The 18,222-nt window shown below is 32.7% G+C and carries 17 protein-coding genes; 10 read left to right on the forward strand and 7 right to left on the reverse strand.

Annotated features, from left to right (window positions below):
• The first annotated feature begins 180 nt into the window (after positions 1–180).
• The 4 genes from CD128_RS01325 (at position 181) to CD128_RS01340 (ending at position 7,063) form a co-directional block, all read left to right on the forward strand.
• On the forward strand, positions 181–1,410 hold the full coding sequence (locus CD128_RS01325) for an LCP family protein (protein WP_103328295.1): 1,230 nt from the start codon (positions 181–183) through the stop codon (positions 1,408–1,410).
• 19 nt (positions 1,411–1,429) lie between these two features.
• On the forward strand, positions 1,430–1,900 hold the full coding sequence (locus CD128_RS01330; RefSeq protein WP_103328296.1) for a DUF2538 family protein: 471 nt from the start codon (positions 1,430–1,432) through the stop codon (positions 1,898–1,900).
• A 153-nt stretch (positions 1,901–2,053) separates the two neighbouring features.
• Positions 2,054–2,482 (forward strand): GNAT family N-acetyltransferase, encoded by a 429-nt coding sequence (locus CD128_RS01335; protein WP_103328297.1) that lies wholly within the window; start codon positions 2,054–2,056, stop codon positions 2,480–2,482.
• 291 nt (positions 2,483–2,773) lie between these two features.
• Positions 2,774–7,063, forward strand: coding sequence for a glucosaminidase domain-containing protein (locus tag CD128_RS01340; RefSeq protein WP_103328298.1), 4,290 nt, complete (start codon positions 2,774–2,776; stop codon positions 7,061–7,063).
• Positions 7,064–7,187: 124 nt separating this feature from the next.
• On the opposite strand, the gene CD128_RS01345 is transcribed toward CD128_RS01340, so the two are convergent.
• Positions 7,188–7,607: a MarR family transcriptional regulator gene (locus tag CD128_RS01345; RefSeq protein ID WP_103328299.1), complete on the reverse strand. Its 420-nt coding sequence runs from the start codon at positions 7,605–7,607 to the stop codon at positions 7,188–7,190.
• A gap of 153 nt (positions 7,608–7,760) precedes the next feature.
• Here CD128_RS01345 and CD128_RS01350 point away from each other — a divergent pair, with 153 nt between their 5' ends.
• Together CD128_RS01350 and CD128_RS01355 are read left to right on the forward strand one after the other, a co-directional pair.
• Positions 7,761–8,768 carry an acyltransferase family protein gene (locus CD128_RS01350; RefSeq protein WP_103328300.1) on the forward strand — a complete coding sequence of 336 codons (1,008 nt, stop codon included), beginning with the start codon at positions 7,761–7,763 and terminating at the stop codon, positions 8,766–8,768.
• Positions 8,769–8,899: 131 nt separating this feature from the next.
• Positions 8,900–10,063 (forward strand): aminotransferase class I/II-fold pyridoxal phosphate-dependent enzyme, encoded by a 1,164-nt coding sequence (locus CD128_RS01355; RefSeq protein WP_103328301.1) that lies wholly within the window; start codon positions 8,900–8,902, stop codon positions 10,061–10,063.
• Between the two features lie 69 nt (positions 10,064–10,132).
• Here CD128_RS01355 and menB read toward each other — a convergent pair whose 3' ends face one another.
• From menB to CD128_RS01375, 4 genes are read right to left on the reverse strand one after another with little or no spacing between them, the layout of a single operon-like run.
• Complete coding sequence (gene menB, locus CD128_RS01360) at positions 10,133–10,951, reverse strand: 1,4-dihydroxy-2-naphthoyl-CoA synthase (RefSeq protein WP_103296923.1); 819 nt, start codon at positions 10,949–10,951, stop codon at positions 10,133–10,135.
• Positions 10,944–11,747 carry a 2-succinyl-6-hydroxy-2,4-cyclohexadiene-1-carboxylate synthase gene (menH, locus tag CD128_RS01365; protein WP_103328302.1) on the reverse strand — a complete coding sequence of 268 codons (804 nt, stop codon included), beginning with the start codon at positions 11,745–11,747 and terminating at the stop codon, positions 10,944–10,946. The genes menB and menH overlap by 8 nt, the downstream gene beginning before the upstream one ends.
• Positions 11,734–13,404, reverse strand: a complete 1,671-nt coding sequence (gene menD, locus CD128_RS01370; protein ID WP_103328303.1) for a 2-succinyl-5-enolpyruvyl-6-hydroxy-3-cyclohexene-1-carboxylic-acid synthase — start codon at positions 13,402–13,404, stop codon at positions 11,734–11,736. The genes menH and menD overlap by 14 nt, the downstream gene beginning before the upstream one ends.
• On the reverse strand, positions 13,394–14,761 hold the full coding sequence (locus tag CD128_RS01375) for an isochorismate synthase (RefSeq protein WP_103328304.1): 1,368 nt from the start codon (positions 14,759–14,761) through the stop codon (positions 13,394–13,396). The genes menD and CD128_RS01375 overlap by 11 nt, the downstream gene beginning before the upstream one ends.
• Positions 14,762–14,942: 181 nt before the next feature.
• On the opposite strand from CD128_RS01375, the gene CD128_RS01380 reads away from it, so the two are divergent.
• Positions 14,943–15,881, forward strand: coding sequence for a 1,4-dihydroxy-2-naphthoate polyprenyltransferase (locus tag CD128_RS01380; protein ID WP_103328305.1), 939 nt, complete (start codon positions 14,943–14,945; stop codon positions 15,879–15,881).
• A gap of 55 nt (positions 15,882–15,936) precedes the next feature.
• Here the strand turns inward: CD128_RS01380 and CD128_RS01385 are convergent, their stop codons facing one another.
• Complete coding sequence (locus CD128_RS01385) at positions 15,937–16,491, reverse strand: GNAT family N-acetyltransferase (RefSeq protein ID WP_103328306.1); 555 nt, start codon at positions 16,489–16,491, stop codon at positions 15,937–15,939.
• A 180-nt stretch (positions 16,492–16,671) separates the two neighbouring features.
• On the opposite strand from CD128_RS01385, the gene CD128_RS01390 reads away from it, so the two are divergent.
• A complete protein-coding gene (locus CD128_RS01390) occupies positions 16,672–16,899 on the forward strand; it encodes a TM2 domain-containing protein (RefSeq protein WP_103328307.1) in 228 nt (75 codons plus the stop codon).
• A gap of 85 nt (positions 16,900–16,984) precedes the next feature.
• Positions 16,985–17,083 carry an SAR1012 family small protein gene (locus CD128_RS12030; protein WP_415239150.1) on the forward strand — a complete coding sequence of 33 codons (99 nt, stop codon included), beginning with the start codon at positions 16,985–16,987 and terminating at the stop codon, positions 17,081–17,083.
• 77 nt (positions 17,084–17,160) lie between these two features.
• On the opposite strand, the gene CD128_RS01395 is transcribed toward CD128_RS12030, so the two are convergent.
• Positions 17,161–17,379 (reverse strand): IDEAL domain-containing protein, encoded by a 219-nt coding sequence (locus CD128_RS01395; RefSeq protein WP_103328308.1) that lies wholly within the window; start codon positions 17,377–17,379, stop codon positions 17,161–17,163.
• A gap of 217 nt (positions 17,380–17,596) precedes the next feature.
• Between CD128_RS01395 and CD128_RS01400 the strand changes: the two genes are divergently transcribed.
• Positions 17,597–18,181 carry a competence protein ComK gene (locus CD128_RS01400; RefSeq protein ID WP_103328309.1) on the forward strand — a complete coding sequence of 195 codons (585 nt, stop codon included), beginning with the start codon at positions 17,597–17,599 and terminating at the stop codon, positions 18,179–18,181.
• Positions 18,182–18,222: the final 41 nt, after the last annotated feature.

Raw genomic sequence — 18,222 nt, forward strand, 5'->3', positions numbered from 1 at the left:
GAGTAATACAATTTATGGTTATGAGAGTTAAAGATTATTTAAAAATTTAAGACATCATAGTGAAAAATATATTATTTTAAATAAAAATAGGAAATATAACCTCTATATATATAAGATAATAGTTTATAATTTCTTAATTTAACTGATAATTACTAAAAATTAAGTATAGGAGCAAAAGTTATGAACCGTTTTTTAAAATACTTTATGATGTTATTGACTTTAGTTCTTATAGTGGTTCCTGTTATTTTTATTATCAATTTATATCATAGTTCAGAAGATGCTATGAAAGTTTCTTATAGTAAAGACGATGCAAATCGAGAATCAAACTTAAGAAAAGGAAAAGTTGATCCATCTAAAGATGCTGTTTCAATTTTATTTTTAGGTATTGATGATAATGAAGGCCGTAGAAAAAATGGTCAAACTACAGAACACTCAAGAACGGATTCAATGATTCTTTCAACCCTTAGTCCTCAAAAACATCAAATTAGATTACTAAGTATCCCCCGTGATACAATTAGTTATATTCCTAAGGTCGGCTATTACGATAAAGTCACTCATGCTCATGCCTATGGTGGTCCGATAGCTGCAATGGATTCTGTAGAAGCAACATTAAACGTACCAGTTGACTACTACGTTCGAATTAATATGGATGCATTTGTTCAAGCAGTTGATGAGCTTGGTGGCATTTATTATGATGTACCTTATGATTTAAATGAACCTAACACAGATGACACTGGTAGAATTAAAATCAAAAAAGGTTACCAAAAACTTAATGGTGATGAAGCGTTAGCTGTAGCAAGAACTCGTCATCATGACTCTGACCTTAAACGTGGCGAACGTCAAATGGATTTAATTAAACTTCTTTTCCAAAAAGCAAAAGATTTAAATTCATATAGTAAATTAGATGAATTAGTTCAAATCGTGGGTAAAAATGCGAAACATAACTTAACATCTCAAGAAATCAAAAGCCTCGCTTCTATGTATTTATCTGATGATATAGACTTTAAAAAGTCTCAACTCAAAGGTAAAGATGATTACTTAGATGGTATCTATTACTATAATCCAAGCGTGGATAGTATCGCTAAATATTCAAATTTATTGCGTTCAGATTTAGGACTATCTAAAATAACAGATAAGAAAGAGTTTTTAGATGAACGTGTTATCAAGTATTATGGCTCACTAGTTCCATTAACACCGCTAGAGCAGTCTTTATTAAAAGATAATCAAAAAGATACAACTTCAAAAGATAATAATAAAGATGCAACAGATAATCAATCAAGCGATAATGAACAAAGCACCACAAATAATACAAACCAATCGTCTTCGGATAATAACAACTCAGACGCTACGTATATCCCAGATCAATCAAATGAATTAGATAATAATAATCAAAACAATCAGTTATATTAAGTTGAAAGGAGCACGTACAATGTCACGTAAAACGTATGAAAAAGTTGCCAATATCAACGGGATGTTCAATGTTTTAGAACAGCAAATTATTCATAGTAAAGATATGGCGTTATTTAGAAATGAATTCTTCTACGTTAATCATGAACATCGTGAGAACTATGAAGCTTTATTATTGTATTATGGTGATACGTCAGAGAACCCTGTTGTAAATGGTGCTTGTTATATCGTAGCTCTTCCAGATATTTTCAATAAAGTAGATGTATTTGAATCAGAGTTACCATTTTCTTGGGTATACAATGAGAACGGCATCACACAAACAATGCAAAATATTAGCATACCGCTTCAATATTTAATTGCTGCGGCTTTAGAAGTTACTGACGTCAACCTATTTAAACCTTCTGGCTTTACTATGGGAATGAACAACTGGAATATTGCACAACTTAGAATTTTCTGGCAATACTGTGCCATCGTGCGTCAAGAAGCTCTATAATCATACACATTTATGCTATGAGCGAGCCGATGAAATCTATTAAATGACTATTGATTTCTGGTTCGCTCTATTTTTATACCTTTATTTAATATAGAATAACTTTATATTTATATTCATCTTGTCTAATACTATTTTTTAAAGGAGAACTAAGCAATGTTTGAGATTGTAAAAAATAAAGATATGTTATCAGCCTGCTTTGCAATTAGAAAAGAAGTATTTGTTAAAGAACAAGGTGTTCCTCTGGAAAACGAACTCGATGAATTTGAAGAACAATCTACTCACATCATTGGTTATGATCAAGAGCACCAACCATTTGCTTGTGCACGGTTTCGACCTTATGAAGATGTTGTTAAAATAGAACGTGTGGCCATCTTAAAACCATATCGTAAATATGGCTATGGTCATGGTCTAATGACTGCTATAGAGCACTTTGCCAAAGAACAAGGACATCAACATCTTGTTTTAAATGCTCAAACACAAGCTCAAGGTTTTTACGAAAGATTAGGTTACACGCCTACAGGTGAGATATTTTTAGAAGAAAATATTGAACATATTAAAATGTATAAAATAGCTAATCTTTAATTCTACTTATAATAAGTAAATACTTAAATTTGTCTATTAACGTTCAACAAAACAAAAGTATCAATGGAAAATAAATATATCTCTAAAGATAATTAAAATTTAAACTGTTTAGTATTTTATTCTCAGCTTTTTAGCTACCGTTAGCATAATTATCTTTAGCTAAAAATTAAAAGAAAAATTAAAGTTAGTTTACAATATAGTTAAATTAATTATTAACAAACGAATAATTATTATAATGGTGGAGTAGTAAAAATTATTCGGAGTAAAAAGAAATTTGTGAGGAGTAGAAAAATGACGAAAAAATTCAACCTAAAATTGCCTTCAATGATTGCAATCACTCTATTTGGTGCTGCATTTACATCACACCAAGCTCATGCAGCTGAAAACAATCAAACTAATGCTGATGCTAAAAATGTAGTCGACGATCAACATCAATTAAAAGGTGCTACGCAAGCAAAACAACAAGTAACACAGTCAACTCAAAATATTTCTGGCGTTCAAGCTTATCACAATCCATCAGAAGTAAAAGCTAACACTTCTTCTAATATTCGTACATATGATGCTAACTTAGATAATTTACATAATTCAAATAGCCAATCTAAGGCCCAAAACAATACTAGTGTTGTATCTTCAAGCAATACAAATGTGAACAAAGCAACAGCTAATAATAATGATACAACTCATAAAACAAGTAATGCACAAGCATCAAACGCTACTCAAGCAAATGGCGCTCAACAATTAAATTCAAATGCAAATAATAGTACACAAACTGCATCACAACAGAAAAATCAAGTTGCATCTAAACAACAAAATACAATTAATAATCAAAATGTGGCGCCACAAAGTAGTAACGCATCACAATCTGATAAAACAATTACAACTCAAAATACAAATAACAACAAACAACAATCAGTTGTTACTAACGTGAATCAAGACACTCAAAAACAAGCTGCATCTAAACAACAAAATACAATTAATAATCAAAATGTGGCGCCACAAAGTAGTAACGCATCACAATCTAATAAGACAACTACAACTCAAAATACAAATAACAACAAACAACAATCAGTTGTTACTAACGTGAATCAAGACACTCAAGAACAAGCTGTTGCAAAAGCTAACAAAGCTGCACAAGCACAACCTAAAGCTCAAGCGTCTACTACATCAAAGTTAAATAATAGTGTCAACAAAACTCAAGACAATACACAAACAACTAATGTTCAAAAAGCAACTGCTAATTCAACAGCAAATGTGAAAAACGCAACTGCTACACAAAATAATAAGCAAATTAATTCAAGTAAAGTACCAACTACTAATAACACAGTAGCAACACAATCTAAACAATCCAATCCTACAACTAACGCACAAACACAAAATAATACAACTAAAAATGTAACGACTTATGCTCAACCAACAGCTGGTGAATCAGCTGTTAGATCTGTAGGTGGTAAAGGTGGCCCTGCTACCAATGTTCGTGCTGTACAACGCTATGCAGCTACTTCATCATTACCTAAATATAAACCTCAAGTGAGTTCATCAATTAACAATTATATACGTTCTCACAATTTACAAGCGCCAAGAATTGAAGAAGATTATACATCTTATTTCCCTCAATATGGCTATCGTAACGGCGTAGGTAATCCTGAAGGAATTGTCGTACATGATACTGCTAATGATAACTCTACTATCGAAGGCGAAATCAATTATATGAAGAATAACTATCAGACTGCCTTTGTACACGCTTTTGTCGATGGCAATCGTATCATTGAAACAGCGCCAACAGATTACTTATCTTGGGGTGCAGGTCCACAAGGTAACGAACGCTTCATCAACGTTGAAATCGTGCATACCCATGACTATGGTTCGTTCGCACGTTCAATGAATAACTATGCGGATTACGCAGCTACTCAGTTACAATATTATGATTTACAACCAAATAGCGCTGAATATGATGGTCAAGGTACTGTATGGACTCATTACACTATTAGTCGTTACTTAGGTGGTACTGACCATTCAGATCCACACGCATACTTCCAAGCGCATAACTATAGTTATGATGAATTGTACGATTTAATTAATGAGAAATATTTAATTAAAACTGGACAAGTAGCGCCTTGGGGCACAACATCAAATAACAATTCAGGTACTAATAACAACAATAGTAATAAAGGAAATAACAGTTCAAACACTGCTAAAAATGATAAGTTAACTGTTAAACCAACTACTGGCTTAGCTCAAATCAATACGGATAATAGTGGTGTTTACACTACTGTTTACGATGATAAAGGAAAAGCTACTGACCAAGTTCATAACACATTATCAGTTACTAAATCAGCTCAATTAGGTTCAGATAAATATTACTTACTTTCTGATTATAATAGTGGCAAAACATACGGCTGGGTTAAACAAAACGAAACAACTTACAATACTGTTAAATCTCCAGTAAAAGTTAACCAATCTTATACTATTAAACTTGGTTCAACTTTATATACAGTACCTTGGGGTAATTACAATCAAAAAGCTGGCACTGTGTCTAAATCAAATACTGAACCATTTAAAGCAACTAAATCTCAACAAGTAGGAACAGCTACTTATTTATATGGTTCAGTTAATGGACAAAATGGTTGGATAAGTAAATATTACTTAAGACCTTATTCAGCACCTAAAACAAATGTATTGAAAGTTTCAGACTTAAAAAATACACTTGGCCAAGTTTCAACTAATAGTAAAGGTGCATACACAACAGTTTACGATAAAACGGCTAAAGCAAATCCTGAACTTAACGATAATACGTATCGCATCACTAAAAAAGCTAATTTAAATAATCAAGATTTTTATTTAATTTCAGATTACAATAGTGGTCAATTGCGTGGATGGGTACCATCATCAGATATTTCTGTGAAGACAGCTACACCTACTAAAACAGATGTCACTTCTTATAAATTAAATAAGAATGCAAATGTGTATAGTACGCCTTGGGGCAGCAAAAAACAAATCAAATCGACTACTACTAAAAGCAATCAAGAACTAAGATCAATAAATACAGTTCAAATTGGTAAAGATACGTACCTTCATGGTGTAGTTAATAATGTATGGGGTTGGGTTAATGCTAATGATGTAGCTAAACCTCGTATTAACGCTAAATTTGCTGCAGCTACTAAAAAACCTGCTACAACGCAAACTGTATCTAGTATGGCACAAGTGAATGCTAATAACGATGGCATCCGTGCTACTGTTTACGATAAAAATGGTAAAAATGCAGCAAAATACGCTAATAAAACTTATAAAGTAACTAAAGAAAGAACTATAGATGATAACACTTACGTTCTATTACAAAATCCAACTCAAAATACACCTTTAGGTTGGTTCAACGTTAAAGACTTAAATGTTCAATCATTAAGTAATGAACAAAAAGTTTCTGGTACTTATACTGTTAATAAAGCAAATAACGGACTTTATTCAGTGGCTTGGGGTACACCACAACAACGTTTAGATAATAAAAATTTAGCAAATCAAACATTCAAAGTTTCAAAAGCTGCCACTATTGGTAATACAACTTATTACTATGGTACAGTAAATGGCAAAACAGGTTGGATTGCGCAAAATGATTTAACGGCTGACACTGCGGTTGATAATGCTGAAGATTATAATGATGATTTCATTATTGATAGTACGAATAGTTTTTACTATGACTCCCCTTCTTCAGCAAAAGCTTATGCTTTAAAACCATATAATGAACAAAATTTCCATGTGACTAAACGTAAAGTCGTTAATGGCAAAACTTGGTACTATGGTAAATTAAGTAATGGAAAATATGTATGGATTAAAGATACAGATTTGAAAAAACAATTAGTTAAAAGTTCAAAATCATATCAAACATTAAGCCAAGCTGTAGCGAAACAACAAAATGCTTATGGGGCAAAACCACAAGTTCAACGTAATGGATATGGATGGTCAAACGCTTCAGCTAGTGAAATTAAAAATGCGATGAACCCTGATACATTATCTAAAGATAATACACATAAATACCAATTCTTACGTTTAGATCGTCCACAAAACTTATCAGTAGCAAGCATGAACACGCTACTTAAAGGTAAAGGTGTGCTTGAAAATCAAGGTCAAGCATTTAGTGACGCAGCTAAAGCAGCAGGAATTAATGAAATTTACTTAATTGCTCATGCTTTAATTGAAACTGGAAACGGTCAATCACAATTAGCTAACGGTGGCGATGTAGTAAATAATAAAGTTACTACTAACAATGCTAATAAATACTATAATGTATTTGGTATTGCAGCTTATGATAGCAATCCTATTGCAAGTGGTATCAATTATGCTAAAAGTGCTGGATGGAACTCAGTATCTAAAGCCATCATCGGTGGTGCTAAGTTCATCGGTCAAGACTATATTAAAGCTGGTCAAAATACGCTTTATAAAATGCGTTGGAATCCTGATCATCCAGGTACACACCAATATGCAACTGATATTAATTGGGCAAACCTTAACGCTGAAATCTTAAAATCGTTTTACGATAAAATCAAAACAGTAGGCAAATATTTCGAAATAACAAGCTATATTAAATAAAAATTTAAATTAAAAACAGAAGAGGTCGCGTTCAAAATGCAACGCCCCTCTTCTGTTTTCTCTATACTAAAATAACCCTATGTCATCTTGTTTGTTTAAAAGAGTGATGACATAGGGTTTCATTTTAAAAATATATATGACGACTATTTAATTTATTCAATAATGAGTTTAAATTTTCAATTTCTTTTTTTGATAAACATTGGCATCGTGCTTCAATTAATTCATATCTTGCAGTATTAATTTGCTTAATTAATTCACGTGCTTCTTCTGTTAAACATAATTCTTTACAACGCAAATCCTCATGTGATTGTTGGCTTGTAATATAGCCTTTATAAACCAATTTCTTAATCCATCGTGAAACAATGGATTGTTCTCTACTAATCTTCATAGTTAAATCATATTGAGATAAGCGATCATAATTATATAATATTCTCAATAATTCTAACTGGTCATTAGTAATATCTGTCCGTTGTCCAAAGCGTCTATTTACTAAATTAAGATCATTATTCGTTAACGTGATAAGTTTTTCTAGTTGATTGTACATAGCTGTTCTACTCCACTTTTGTAATTGTAATTATTATAAAATTTATTCTATCATTATACAATACTATTCAACAAATTGCCTAAATTTGTTGCATTATTATATTATTTTATACTAAGTTATATACAGTTAGCATTTAATAAAGGAGCACATCGTATGCCTATAAATAAAGATAGAGACTACTTTTTCGATAATGCACGTGCCGTACTAATACTTTTAGTCGTATTAGGTCATATGATTCAGCCTTATACTTCTGAGAGTAAATATATGTTAGCTTTGTATCTTGTGATTTATAGTTTCCATATGCCAACATTTTTATTTATCTCCGGATACTTCGCAAAGCATTTAGATAAACCCCATTATTTAGAGAATGTCGCTAAAAAATTGCTTGCGCCTTACGCTATTTTTTATGCGTTCTTCTCAATATATTATTTTATAACTGGAAAAAGTGATACCATTCAAATGGATCCATTCAATCCTGTATTTGCTTTATGGTTCTTACTAACACTCTTCTTTTTCCATGTTATTTTAGTTATTATTCGTCGTTATAATCCAATGATTATCTTGCCTATTGCTATCATTGTCTCAGTTTTAGCAGGCTTTTCAGATAATGTGGACGGCTATTTAAGTGTTTCACGCACGATAGTGTTCTTCCCTGTTTTCTATATTGGCTATTTAATGACGAAATCTCAGACCCAAATTTTCAGGAATAAGAAATTAAGTATTGTATCAATATGCGTTCTTATTGCTTTCTTTATTGGTTACTATATTCATCCCATTAACGGTGATTGGCTATTAGGCAGTAGTCCCTACACCTCTCTCGAGAATCACAATCAAAGCGTTTATAGTCCATTGAAACGTTTAATGCATTACATCATTATCTTTGTAACAATGTTTGCATTCCTGAATTTAATGAGCAACCATCAACGGTTTTATACTTATATTGGGCCACGCACAATGTATATCTACCTATTGCATGGACTCGTGATTGGCGTAGTACGAGGATTCAAGCTATATCCATTTTACGACTCTATTTCAATATTGACCTATATTTATTTAATTGGGACTTCAATGTTGATTGTTTACATTCTTTCAAGTGATTTTGTTTGTAAATGGACCAATCCCGTCATTAATCTTAAGAAACCATCCCAATTTAAGCTTTAATTTTTTGAAAATGAAAAACAACGCACGGATACCAAATTATAGTATTAAAATATGTTATTATTAGATTATTCTAAAAAATCTATAGTGACATATAAGAAGACTATAGTTTGGTATTTTTTGAGGTGTAAAACATGAAATTATCATTAAATTCAAATTCTAAATTTTTAAGAGCACCAAGTATCCGCCAATTCTCTAATCGTATGAAACATATTGATGATTGTGTCAATTTAACGATTGGTCAGCCGGATTTCCCAATGCCAGATGTGGTAAAAGAAGCGTATATTAATGCGATTAAAGAAGATAAAACAAGTTATTCTCACAACAAAGGTTTGACTGAAACGCGCCAAGCTATCAGTCAATATTTTAAAGACAAATATGGCTTTTATTATAGCGAAGAAGAAATCATCGTGACGAATGGTGCGAGTGAAGCGTTAGATACCTCTTTACGTAGCATCATTGAACCAGGCGATGAAATCCTTATCCCAGGTCCTATTTATGCAGGTTATATCCCTCTTGTAGAAACGCTTGGCGGGCAACCCGTGTATATCGATACAACACAATCTCATTTTAAAGTAACACCTGAGTTAATCGCTCAACATATTACTGATAAAACGAAAGCCATTCTACTTAATTACCCTACTAACCCAACTGGTGTTATTTTAGAACGTCATGAAGTAGAAGCTTTAGTAGAATATTTAAAAACGAAAAAAATTTTCATTATAAGTGATGAAATTTATGCTGAAAACACATTTAGAGGTAAGCATACATCTTTTGCAGAATATGAAGTAATTCGTGATCAATTATTATTAATTGGTGGTTTAAGTAAATCTCATTCAGCTACAGGTATTCGTATTGGCTTTTTATTAGGCCCTGAATATCTTATTGAAAAGTTAACCTTTATGCATGCATATAATTGTATTTGTGCTAACGTACCTGCTCAAATTGCTTGTATCGCTGCATTAAATGAAGGATTAGATGCGCCAAAATATATGAATGAAGCGTATATTGAACGTCGAGATTATTTAAAAAATAAGCTTGTAGAATTAGGTTTTGAACTTGAGGGTCAACCAGAAGGTGCATTTTATATTTTCCCAAGTATTAAGAAATATACAGAAGAAGACTTTGAATTTTGTGTCAAAGTGTTAGAAGAAGCTCATGTTGCTATTGTGCCAGGCTCCTCTTTCACTAATATTGGTAAAGGCTATGTGCGTATCTCCTACGCCTATGAAATGAGTGTATTAAAAGAAGGTATGCGACGTTTAGAAGCATTTTTAAAACAAAATTATGGTTTATAAATAAAAGGACCTAAAGGAAGATGTGGATACATCTTCTCTCTTTAGGTCCTCACTTTATATAAAAATCTATTATGGGAATTTAGGGAATTGATCGAAGTCTGGGTCACGTTTTTCTTTGAACGCGTCACGACCTTCTTTCGCTTCATCAGTTGTGTAGTACAATAATGTAGCGTCTCCAGCCATTTGTTGTAAACCAGCTAAACCATCAGTGTCTGCATTCATTGCTGCTTTTAAGAAACGTAGAGCTGTTGGTGAATGTTTCATAATTTCTTTACACCATTTAACTGTTTCATCTTCTACTTCGTCTAAAGGTACAACTGTATTTACTAAGCCCATGTCTAATGCTTCTTGTGCATTATATTGACGGCATAAGTACCAAATTTCACGTGCTTTTTTATGTCCAACGATTCTAGCTAAGTAACCTGAACCATAACCTGCGTCGAATGAACCAACTTTAGGACCTGTTTGTCCGAAAATAGCATTGTCAGCAGCGATTGTTAAGTCACACACTACGTTTAAGACGTTACCGCCACCAATTGCATAACCTCTAACCATAGCGATAACTGGTTTAGGAATAACACGGATTAAACGTTGTAAGTCTAATACGTTTAAACGAGGGATTTGGTCTTCGCCTACATAACCACCATGTCCACGTTTCTTTTGATCTCCGCCTGAACAAAATGCTTTGTCGCCTTCACCAGTTAAGATGATTACAGATACATTTTGGTCATCGCGTGCACGTGTAAATGCATCAATCATTTCAGCAACTGTTTTAGGTGTGAATGCATTACGCACCTCTGGGCGATTAATTGTTACTTTTGCAATTCCTTCGAAAAATTCATATTTAATTTCATCATATTCTCTTAGTGTTTCCCACTGTCTAGTCATTTTGCTCCTCCTTTAAAAAACCTAACACTATTGTATCAAATTCCGTCTCATCTTCCACATGAATTGTATGGCCTACTTCTTTGAAGATATGAACTTGACTACGATTCATTTTATCAGCCATAGCATGCGCAGTTTTCACGAATTTTTTATCTAATTCTCCTGCTAAAATGAAGCACGGTATTTGAATATCTTTCACTTTATTCCATAAATTCGGCATATGTCCTGTGCCATAATCTCGTAACGCTTTCGCTAATTTATGAGGATCTTGAGACATCCGCATATCACGAATCGCTACACGCTTCTCTTTATCTAAATCATATTGCGTGTAAAATAGCGGTAGTTTTTCCCAATCATTCACAAAGATTTCCAAGCCAGCTATATCAAGCACCTTACCTCTTGCGGCATCGATTTGTTGACGCTCAAGACGGTCGTCTTCATTGTCGATACCCGGCGATGTACTCTCTAATATTAAACTTTTTAAAGTATGGTTACCATGTAACGCATAATATAACGCCACACGTCCACCCATAGAATAGCCTAATAAATGTAATGTGTACGTGTTGAATTGGTCTAAGACCTCATCTAATTGTTGAGCAAGATATGGGAAGTCCCACGTCTCCTCCATTGATGATTCATCTTGACCATGACCTGGTAAATCAATCGTCAACACATTCACTTCTTGTAACAACGCTGGAAGATGTTGGCTATACGTACGACTATCACTAATAAATCCATGCAATAATATTAATAATTGAGACGTTTCTTTCTCTGATTTATGAAAATTATAATGTAACATTTAAAATATCACTCAATTTCTTATATAAAATTTGATGCTGTTCAAGATTATCTTGACGGTCTGTCATAATTTCATAAATGTGTGAACTCATATGCGATAACTTTTCCTGAGAAAAATCAGTAATCGTGTTAAAACGCTTGAATGTGAAATCATAAAGTAATGCTGTGTATTCAAAATTCAAACCTGTTGGTGTGCCAAATAAACGTTCAAAGTAAGCATCCGCAGACGATTTCTGTGGTAGATAAGAGAAAATGCCCCCACCATCGTTATTTAATAACACAATATTTAAATGAATATTATTCAATTTCGCCATTAATAAACCATTCATATCATGATAAAAAGCTAAATCGCCAATTAATAACGTGATATTTTTATGCACGGCCATACCGATAGCAGTCGACACTACGCCGTCAATCCCATTAGCGCCACGGTTTGCAAACACTTCAACTTCGCTATCAAACAATAAGTTATCGACGTCACGCACTGGCATACTATTACTAACAAATAAGGCATCATCTTTAGTTAATTTATGAATTAATGCATTTACATAAGCCGCTTCATCTGTAGCTTGTTCGGCATGTTTAGTAATCATTACGCGAGAGCGGGCTTCAAGTGTTTGCCACATTTCTATCCAAGATTTACGATTAACCGTCGATTCTTCAACTAAATTCCTGAAGAAGTCATTAGCTGAAATTTCATACGAAATACTTGGTGGTGTTGGGAAAACATCAATTTTATCATTGTTTTGTACAAGAATTTGAAATGCATTAGTGCGTTTTAACCATTGATTTAACTTTTTAGAAATCACAGGTTTACCGACACGAATAATGAAATCAACATCTAAATCTAATCCTGCGCGATACAATAAATCATACGTTGTAATCACGTTAGGATGATTATGTTTACGTAATTGACTCAACGGATCAGCTAATATTGGTAAATCGTGTATCGTCGCATATGTAAGGATTTGATCTATCGCTTGATGTTGCATATCCCCTACTATAATAAGACCTTTTGGTTGTTTTAAAATGTCTCGAATATCTTGCACATTAATATTTTTTTGATAATGTGGCAACGTTTTATGATACGAAGTAAGCCATTCTACCTTTTCAAGGTCAGGCGTCAACGGCTCTCTAAACGGCAAGTTGAAATGAATAGGTCCACGATGCGGGCCATATAAATATTGACTTGCAATTTGCATTTGATAATAAATCGTATCTAACGTTTGTTCACTGCCATCTGCTACTGGCATATCAAATTGGAAGTTCACATAGTTCTCAAACATGTTCACTTGATTAATCGCTTGAGGCGCCCCTACACTTCTTAATTCATGTGGGCGATCACTCGTTAATACAATTAATGGAATGCGACTAATTTGGCTTTCTGCAATAGCTGGCGTGTAATTCGCCGCTGCAGTACCTGATGTACATAATATTGCTACCGGTCTTTCGCTTCCTTTTATTAAACCTAAAGCAAAAAAGGCGGCGCTACGTTCATCAGGATGAATCCAAGTCTTAATATTGGGATGCGCTTCAAATGCAATCGCTAATGGCGTTGAGCGAGATCCAGGACTAATCACTACTTCACGCACGCCATAAGCATAGAGCTCTGAGGCGAAAGTATATACTTGTTTCGTTAATGCTTCATTATGATTCATTCTTATCCACTACTCCTAAAGCATTCATCATTGGTGAGAATTTAACTGCTGTTTCAGCTAATTCACTTTCAGGATCAGAATCCTTAACTATGCCACAACCGGCAAATAAAGTCGTTTGTTTCTCTTTAATTAACATCGAACGTATAGCTACGATAAATTCACAATCATCATCCATATCGATATAGCCTACTGGGGCACCGTAAAGACCACGCGTACCAAATTCGTTCTCTTCAATAAATTGAACCGCTTCATCTTTCGGATATCCGCCTAAAGCAGGCGTTGGATGTAATTCGTCAATTAAACCAATATATGAATTACTTTTTAATTTACTTTTAATTTCAGTATATAGATGATACATATGATCATTTTTTAATATGTTAGGTGTTTGATTATACTCTACATCATCTACAAATGACTCAATATCATGTAGGATGCTTCTTACTACAAATTGATGTTCACCTAAGTTCTTTTTATCTTCTAAGAAGGCTTTCACATTTTGTTTATCGACATCTTCGTTATGCGTACGTTTAATCGTACCCGCTACGGCCTTAGTTGATAATACACCTTCATCTACTTTTAATAATTGTTCAGGCGTTTGTGAAAAGAAGACCGATTGATTTGATTCTAATATGAAAATATAACTATTTTTCTCATTTTCAAGTGCACGTTTTAAAACATAAGGAATACTAATAGTTTTATCGAATTTAATTAAACGACGACGCGCTAACACAATCTTTTTGTCTTCATCTAATTGATCAATCGCATCGCTCACTAATTCTTTCCACTCATCTTTATAAATATCTTCCATACGTGTGATATTGCCCATGGCGTCATTCACATCGGGTTCATGTACTTCAGTATTCTCGAAGTAATCAATAATTTCCTTAAATTGCGCCATATCGAAATTTTCTCTTTCGACGGTATATGTTAATAACGTTTGGTTATCAACATTAGAAATAAGGACTTTTGGCACAACAAAATGATTGATACCAAATTCGCGCCATTCATCATCAGATTTATGACTTGAGAATTGAAAGCCTCCTACTACTTTTAAGTGGTGCTTAGAAGTTTCAAGATGTATCAGTTCCACATCTTTTTTAAACTTTTCCCATTCACGGAAAATAGATTGTTTATTTTCAAAGTTATTTTTGAACCTTTGAACTGCATGATAGCCGAAAAACGAAGACTGATTATCATTTAAACGTAGATAAAAGCGATCACCTGCTTGGTCTTCAGTTAATTGAAATAAAGCAGTTGGTGGTAAAGTTCTATTTAAAATTACTTCCACAGAAATCCAATTTTTATTGCTTTCGTAAATTGATTCAATAATTTCGTCTTCTTTTAAATTCGCAGCCATTCATTTTCACTTCTTTCATTTTTCTATTTTTACTCATTATAATATTGTATCATTTTTCATTATTTATAGTGGCATAATTGCTTAATCGAATTGGGAAATATTTCACGTAGATTGACCTTTATAACCTATTCCTTTAAAATACATATGTTAAAACTTTATATAATAAGAGGTAGATTATATTATGGCAGATCAATATCAACAATATTCTACTGTTAGAAAATATTGGCAACTGATGCGACCTCATACATTAACTGCTGCCATTGTACCTGTATTAGTAGGTACAGCAACAGCTAAACTTTTTTTATTAGGTAGTCAAGACCATGTTAAGTTCAGCTTATTTTTAGCTATGTTAATTGCATGTCTTTTAATACAAGCTGCAACAAATATGTTCAATGAATACTATGACTTCAAAAAAGGTTTAGATGACCACACTTCTGTGGGCATAGGTGGCGCTATTGTAAGAAATGGTATGAGCCCTAAACTTGTCATGAATCTAGCAATTGCATTTTATATTATAGCCGCTTTACTTGGTATCTTCCTTGCTGTTAAAAGCTCATTCTGGATTATTCCAGTAGGTATCGTTTGTATGGCGATTGGTTACCTTTATACTGGAGGTCCATTCCCAATTTCATGGACACCATTTGGTGAATTATTCTCTGGTTTATTTATGGGTATGATTATTATTTTACTTGCGTTTTTCATTCAAACAGGTAATATCAATGGATTTGTTGTGTGGATTAGTATTCCGATTGTCATTACTATCGGATTAATTAATATGGCAAACAATATCCGTGACCGCGTGAAAGATAAAGCAAGTGGACGTAAAACTTTACCAATCTTGTTAGGTAAAAAAGCTTCTATCACATTTATGGCAGCAATGTACATTTTAGCTTATGCTATTGTCGTATTTATTGCTTTATTTAATAAAGGTGGCTCTCTATTTTACTTACTCGTATTACTTTCATTCCCAATGCCAGTTAAAGCGATTCGTCGCTTCAAGAAAAACGATACACCTGCTAGTATGATGCCTGCAATGGCTGCAACAGGTAAAACGAATACAGTCTTTGGTATTCTTTATGCTTTGGGAATTTATATTAGTGCATTACTTGGTGGCATTTAATAAATGATTATTATCCAACATTACTGTGTTTATAACAGTTAAATGTTGGATTTTTTTATGCTTGATAAATCATGTGTAAATAGTTATGTCCATATAAATCAATATCCTCTACCCATTTGAAACCTAAACGTTCATATAGTTTGCGCGCTTTTGGATTATCATAATCACAATTTAGACTCCACTTTTTATCAGGATAAGCATCGATTAGATATTTAAACAGTTGCGTGGCAATCCCTTGCCCTCTGTATTCCGGAAAAGTAGCTACCGTTTCAATGTACCATTCATCATCTTTCGCTTCTTTAATTGGTAATGGTGTACCATACGCTTTCATATCTTCTTCAAGGGGTAAATCATTCCACGTGTCTTCTAACGCCATTTCTTCAGCCCCATTATAAGCAATAATACATCCTACCACCTTACTATCTTTTTCATAGACCCATACATTGTCATAAAAAGCACGATAACGAATATTAACAACACTTTCTTCTAATGCATTTAACACACGTTCTTTAGTTATCTCTTCAACCATTTTTAGTTCCATATCTTGCCAAATCATATAACATAATTCTGCAATTTGTTTATTATCACTTGGATGTGCTTTACGAATCACTGCATACTCTCCTCCCCTTATATTTTAACTATCTATAATTATATAAAAGTTTCAAATTTTAATAAATTAATAACAAAAAACTTGGATGTTTGGTTCTAGTTCTAACGGTAATCTTATAAATAAGTATATAATCTTTATTTAAATAGGAGTTAAAAGTGAAGTCATGGAGGATTAGATTTAATGAGAGTAAATAAAACAATTTATGTATTATTAACACTCTTTTTAGGTGGCGTCGGCATTCATAAATTTTATGCTGACAAAGTATGGCAAGGTATCTTTCATTTAGTGTTTTTTTGGACATTTATACCAACAATTATTTCTATTATTCACGGTATCATCATTATATTTACAACAAACGCAGATAAATATGGGTATATCACTTTATCTAATAAGGATTTAAATATTTAAATAGGTATTTAAAAAATTAGATTTATACTTAGATAGAACGGGTAAAATTAAAGATAAGACAATTAGAAAAAAGGGGTTAATAAATATGAATATTATTAAACGTGTATTTCGTATAATTCTTACAGGATATTTAGTAAAATGGATTCGTAATATGATTGAAGGTAATTCAAAAGGTAGAAAATAATAATATAAAAAAGGTCTATTTACTATTTTAATTTAAAGTAGTAATAGACCTTTTATAATGAGTGACAGGATCCTATTTTACTCATTGAAAACTGCCTCCAAAGTTTTATATTCGTTAGTGTAATTCATAAAATCTGTTTCATTTTTATTAATCAATGCTTCATCAATTAATTTTACAAGTTGCTTTTTGCGCGCTTGTCGAAGGGCCTCATCAATTATAAGCTCAACTCCAAGATCATTAACTGTAGTTACAAAATCTTCTAGTGTCGTATGTTTGACGTTCGTGTTGTAATACATTACAATCACTGCCTTTCTTTTTTATATAAGGATAGTATACAAGCTTTTATTTTTTAAATCAATCGAATATTCAGACATTTCTGTAAAAATAAGTGTAATATTATTTTAAAAGAAAACCTTGACAACTGATAAAATTTTTATATAATAATTTTATATTATTAATTGCGCACTCAACTGTGTCTTTTAATGATAAATTTAATTACAAAGGAGTTTTTCTATGAATAAGACTGAAGAACTCAATAATACTGTTTATGTCATCCGGAAAGGAGATATGGTAGTCAAACCTATTTTCAATGAGTATGAGCAACCTCAAGGCACTGAAATAATGAAGTTTGACACTACTAAAGAAATTAGTCCTTTCAAAACACAAAAGATTATTGAACGCTCTTGTAAATTTTATGGTAACAATTATTTAAGCAAGAAAGCAGAAACACAACGTATTGCAGGCATCACAAGCAAGCCCCCTATTTTATTAACCCCTTTATTTCCTACCTATTTCTTCCCTACACATTCAGATCGTTTAGAAGAAAACATATGGATTAATATGCATTACATCTCAGATATCAAACCTCTTAAAAATCGTCGCAGTAAAATTATCTTCGCTAATCAAGAAACCCTTACTTTAAATGTTTCTTTCCACAGTTTATGGCATCAATATACCAACGCAATTTTTTACTACTACATGATTGATAAACATTCCCGCATGAAATCTAACAACCCTGAAATGCCAATTGACTACGAAAAAACTACCCTTAACATTTTTGAAGCTCTTTCACATTATTCATTATTACAAGATAAATAGTTTTACGTTTAATATTAAATTATACGGGACGTTTATATTAA

It is taken from the genome of Staphylococcus croceilyticus, assembly GCF_002902575.1.
In the GTDB taxonomy this organism is placed as follows: Bacteria; Bacillota; Bacilli; order Staphylococcales; family Staphylococcaceae; genus Staphylococcus; species Staphylococcus croceilyticus.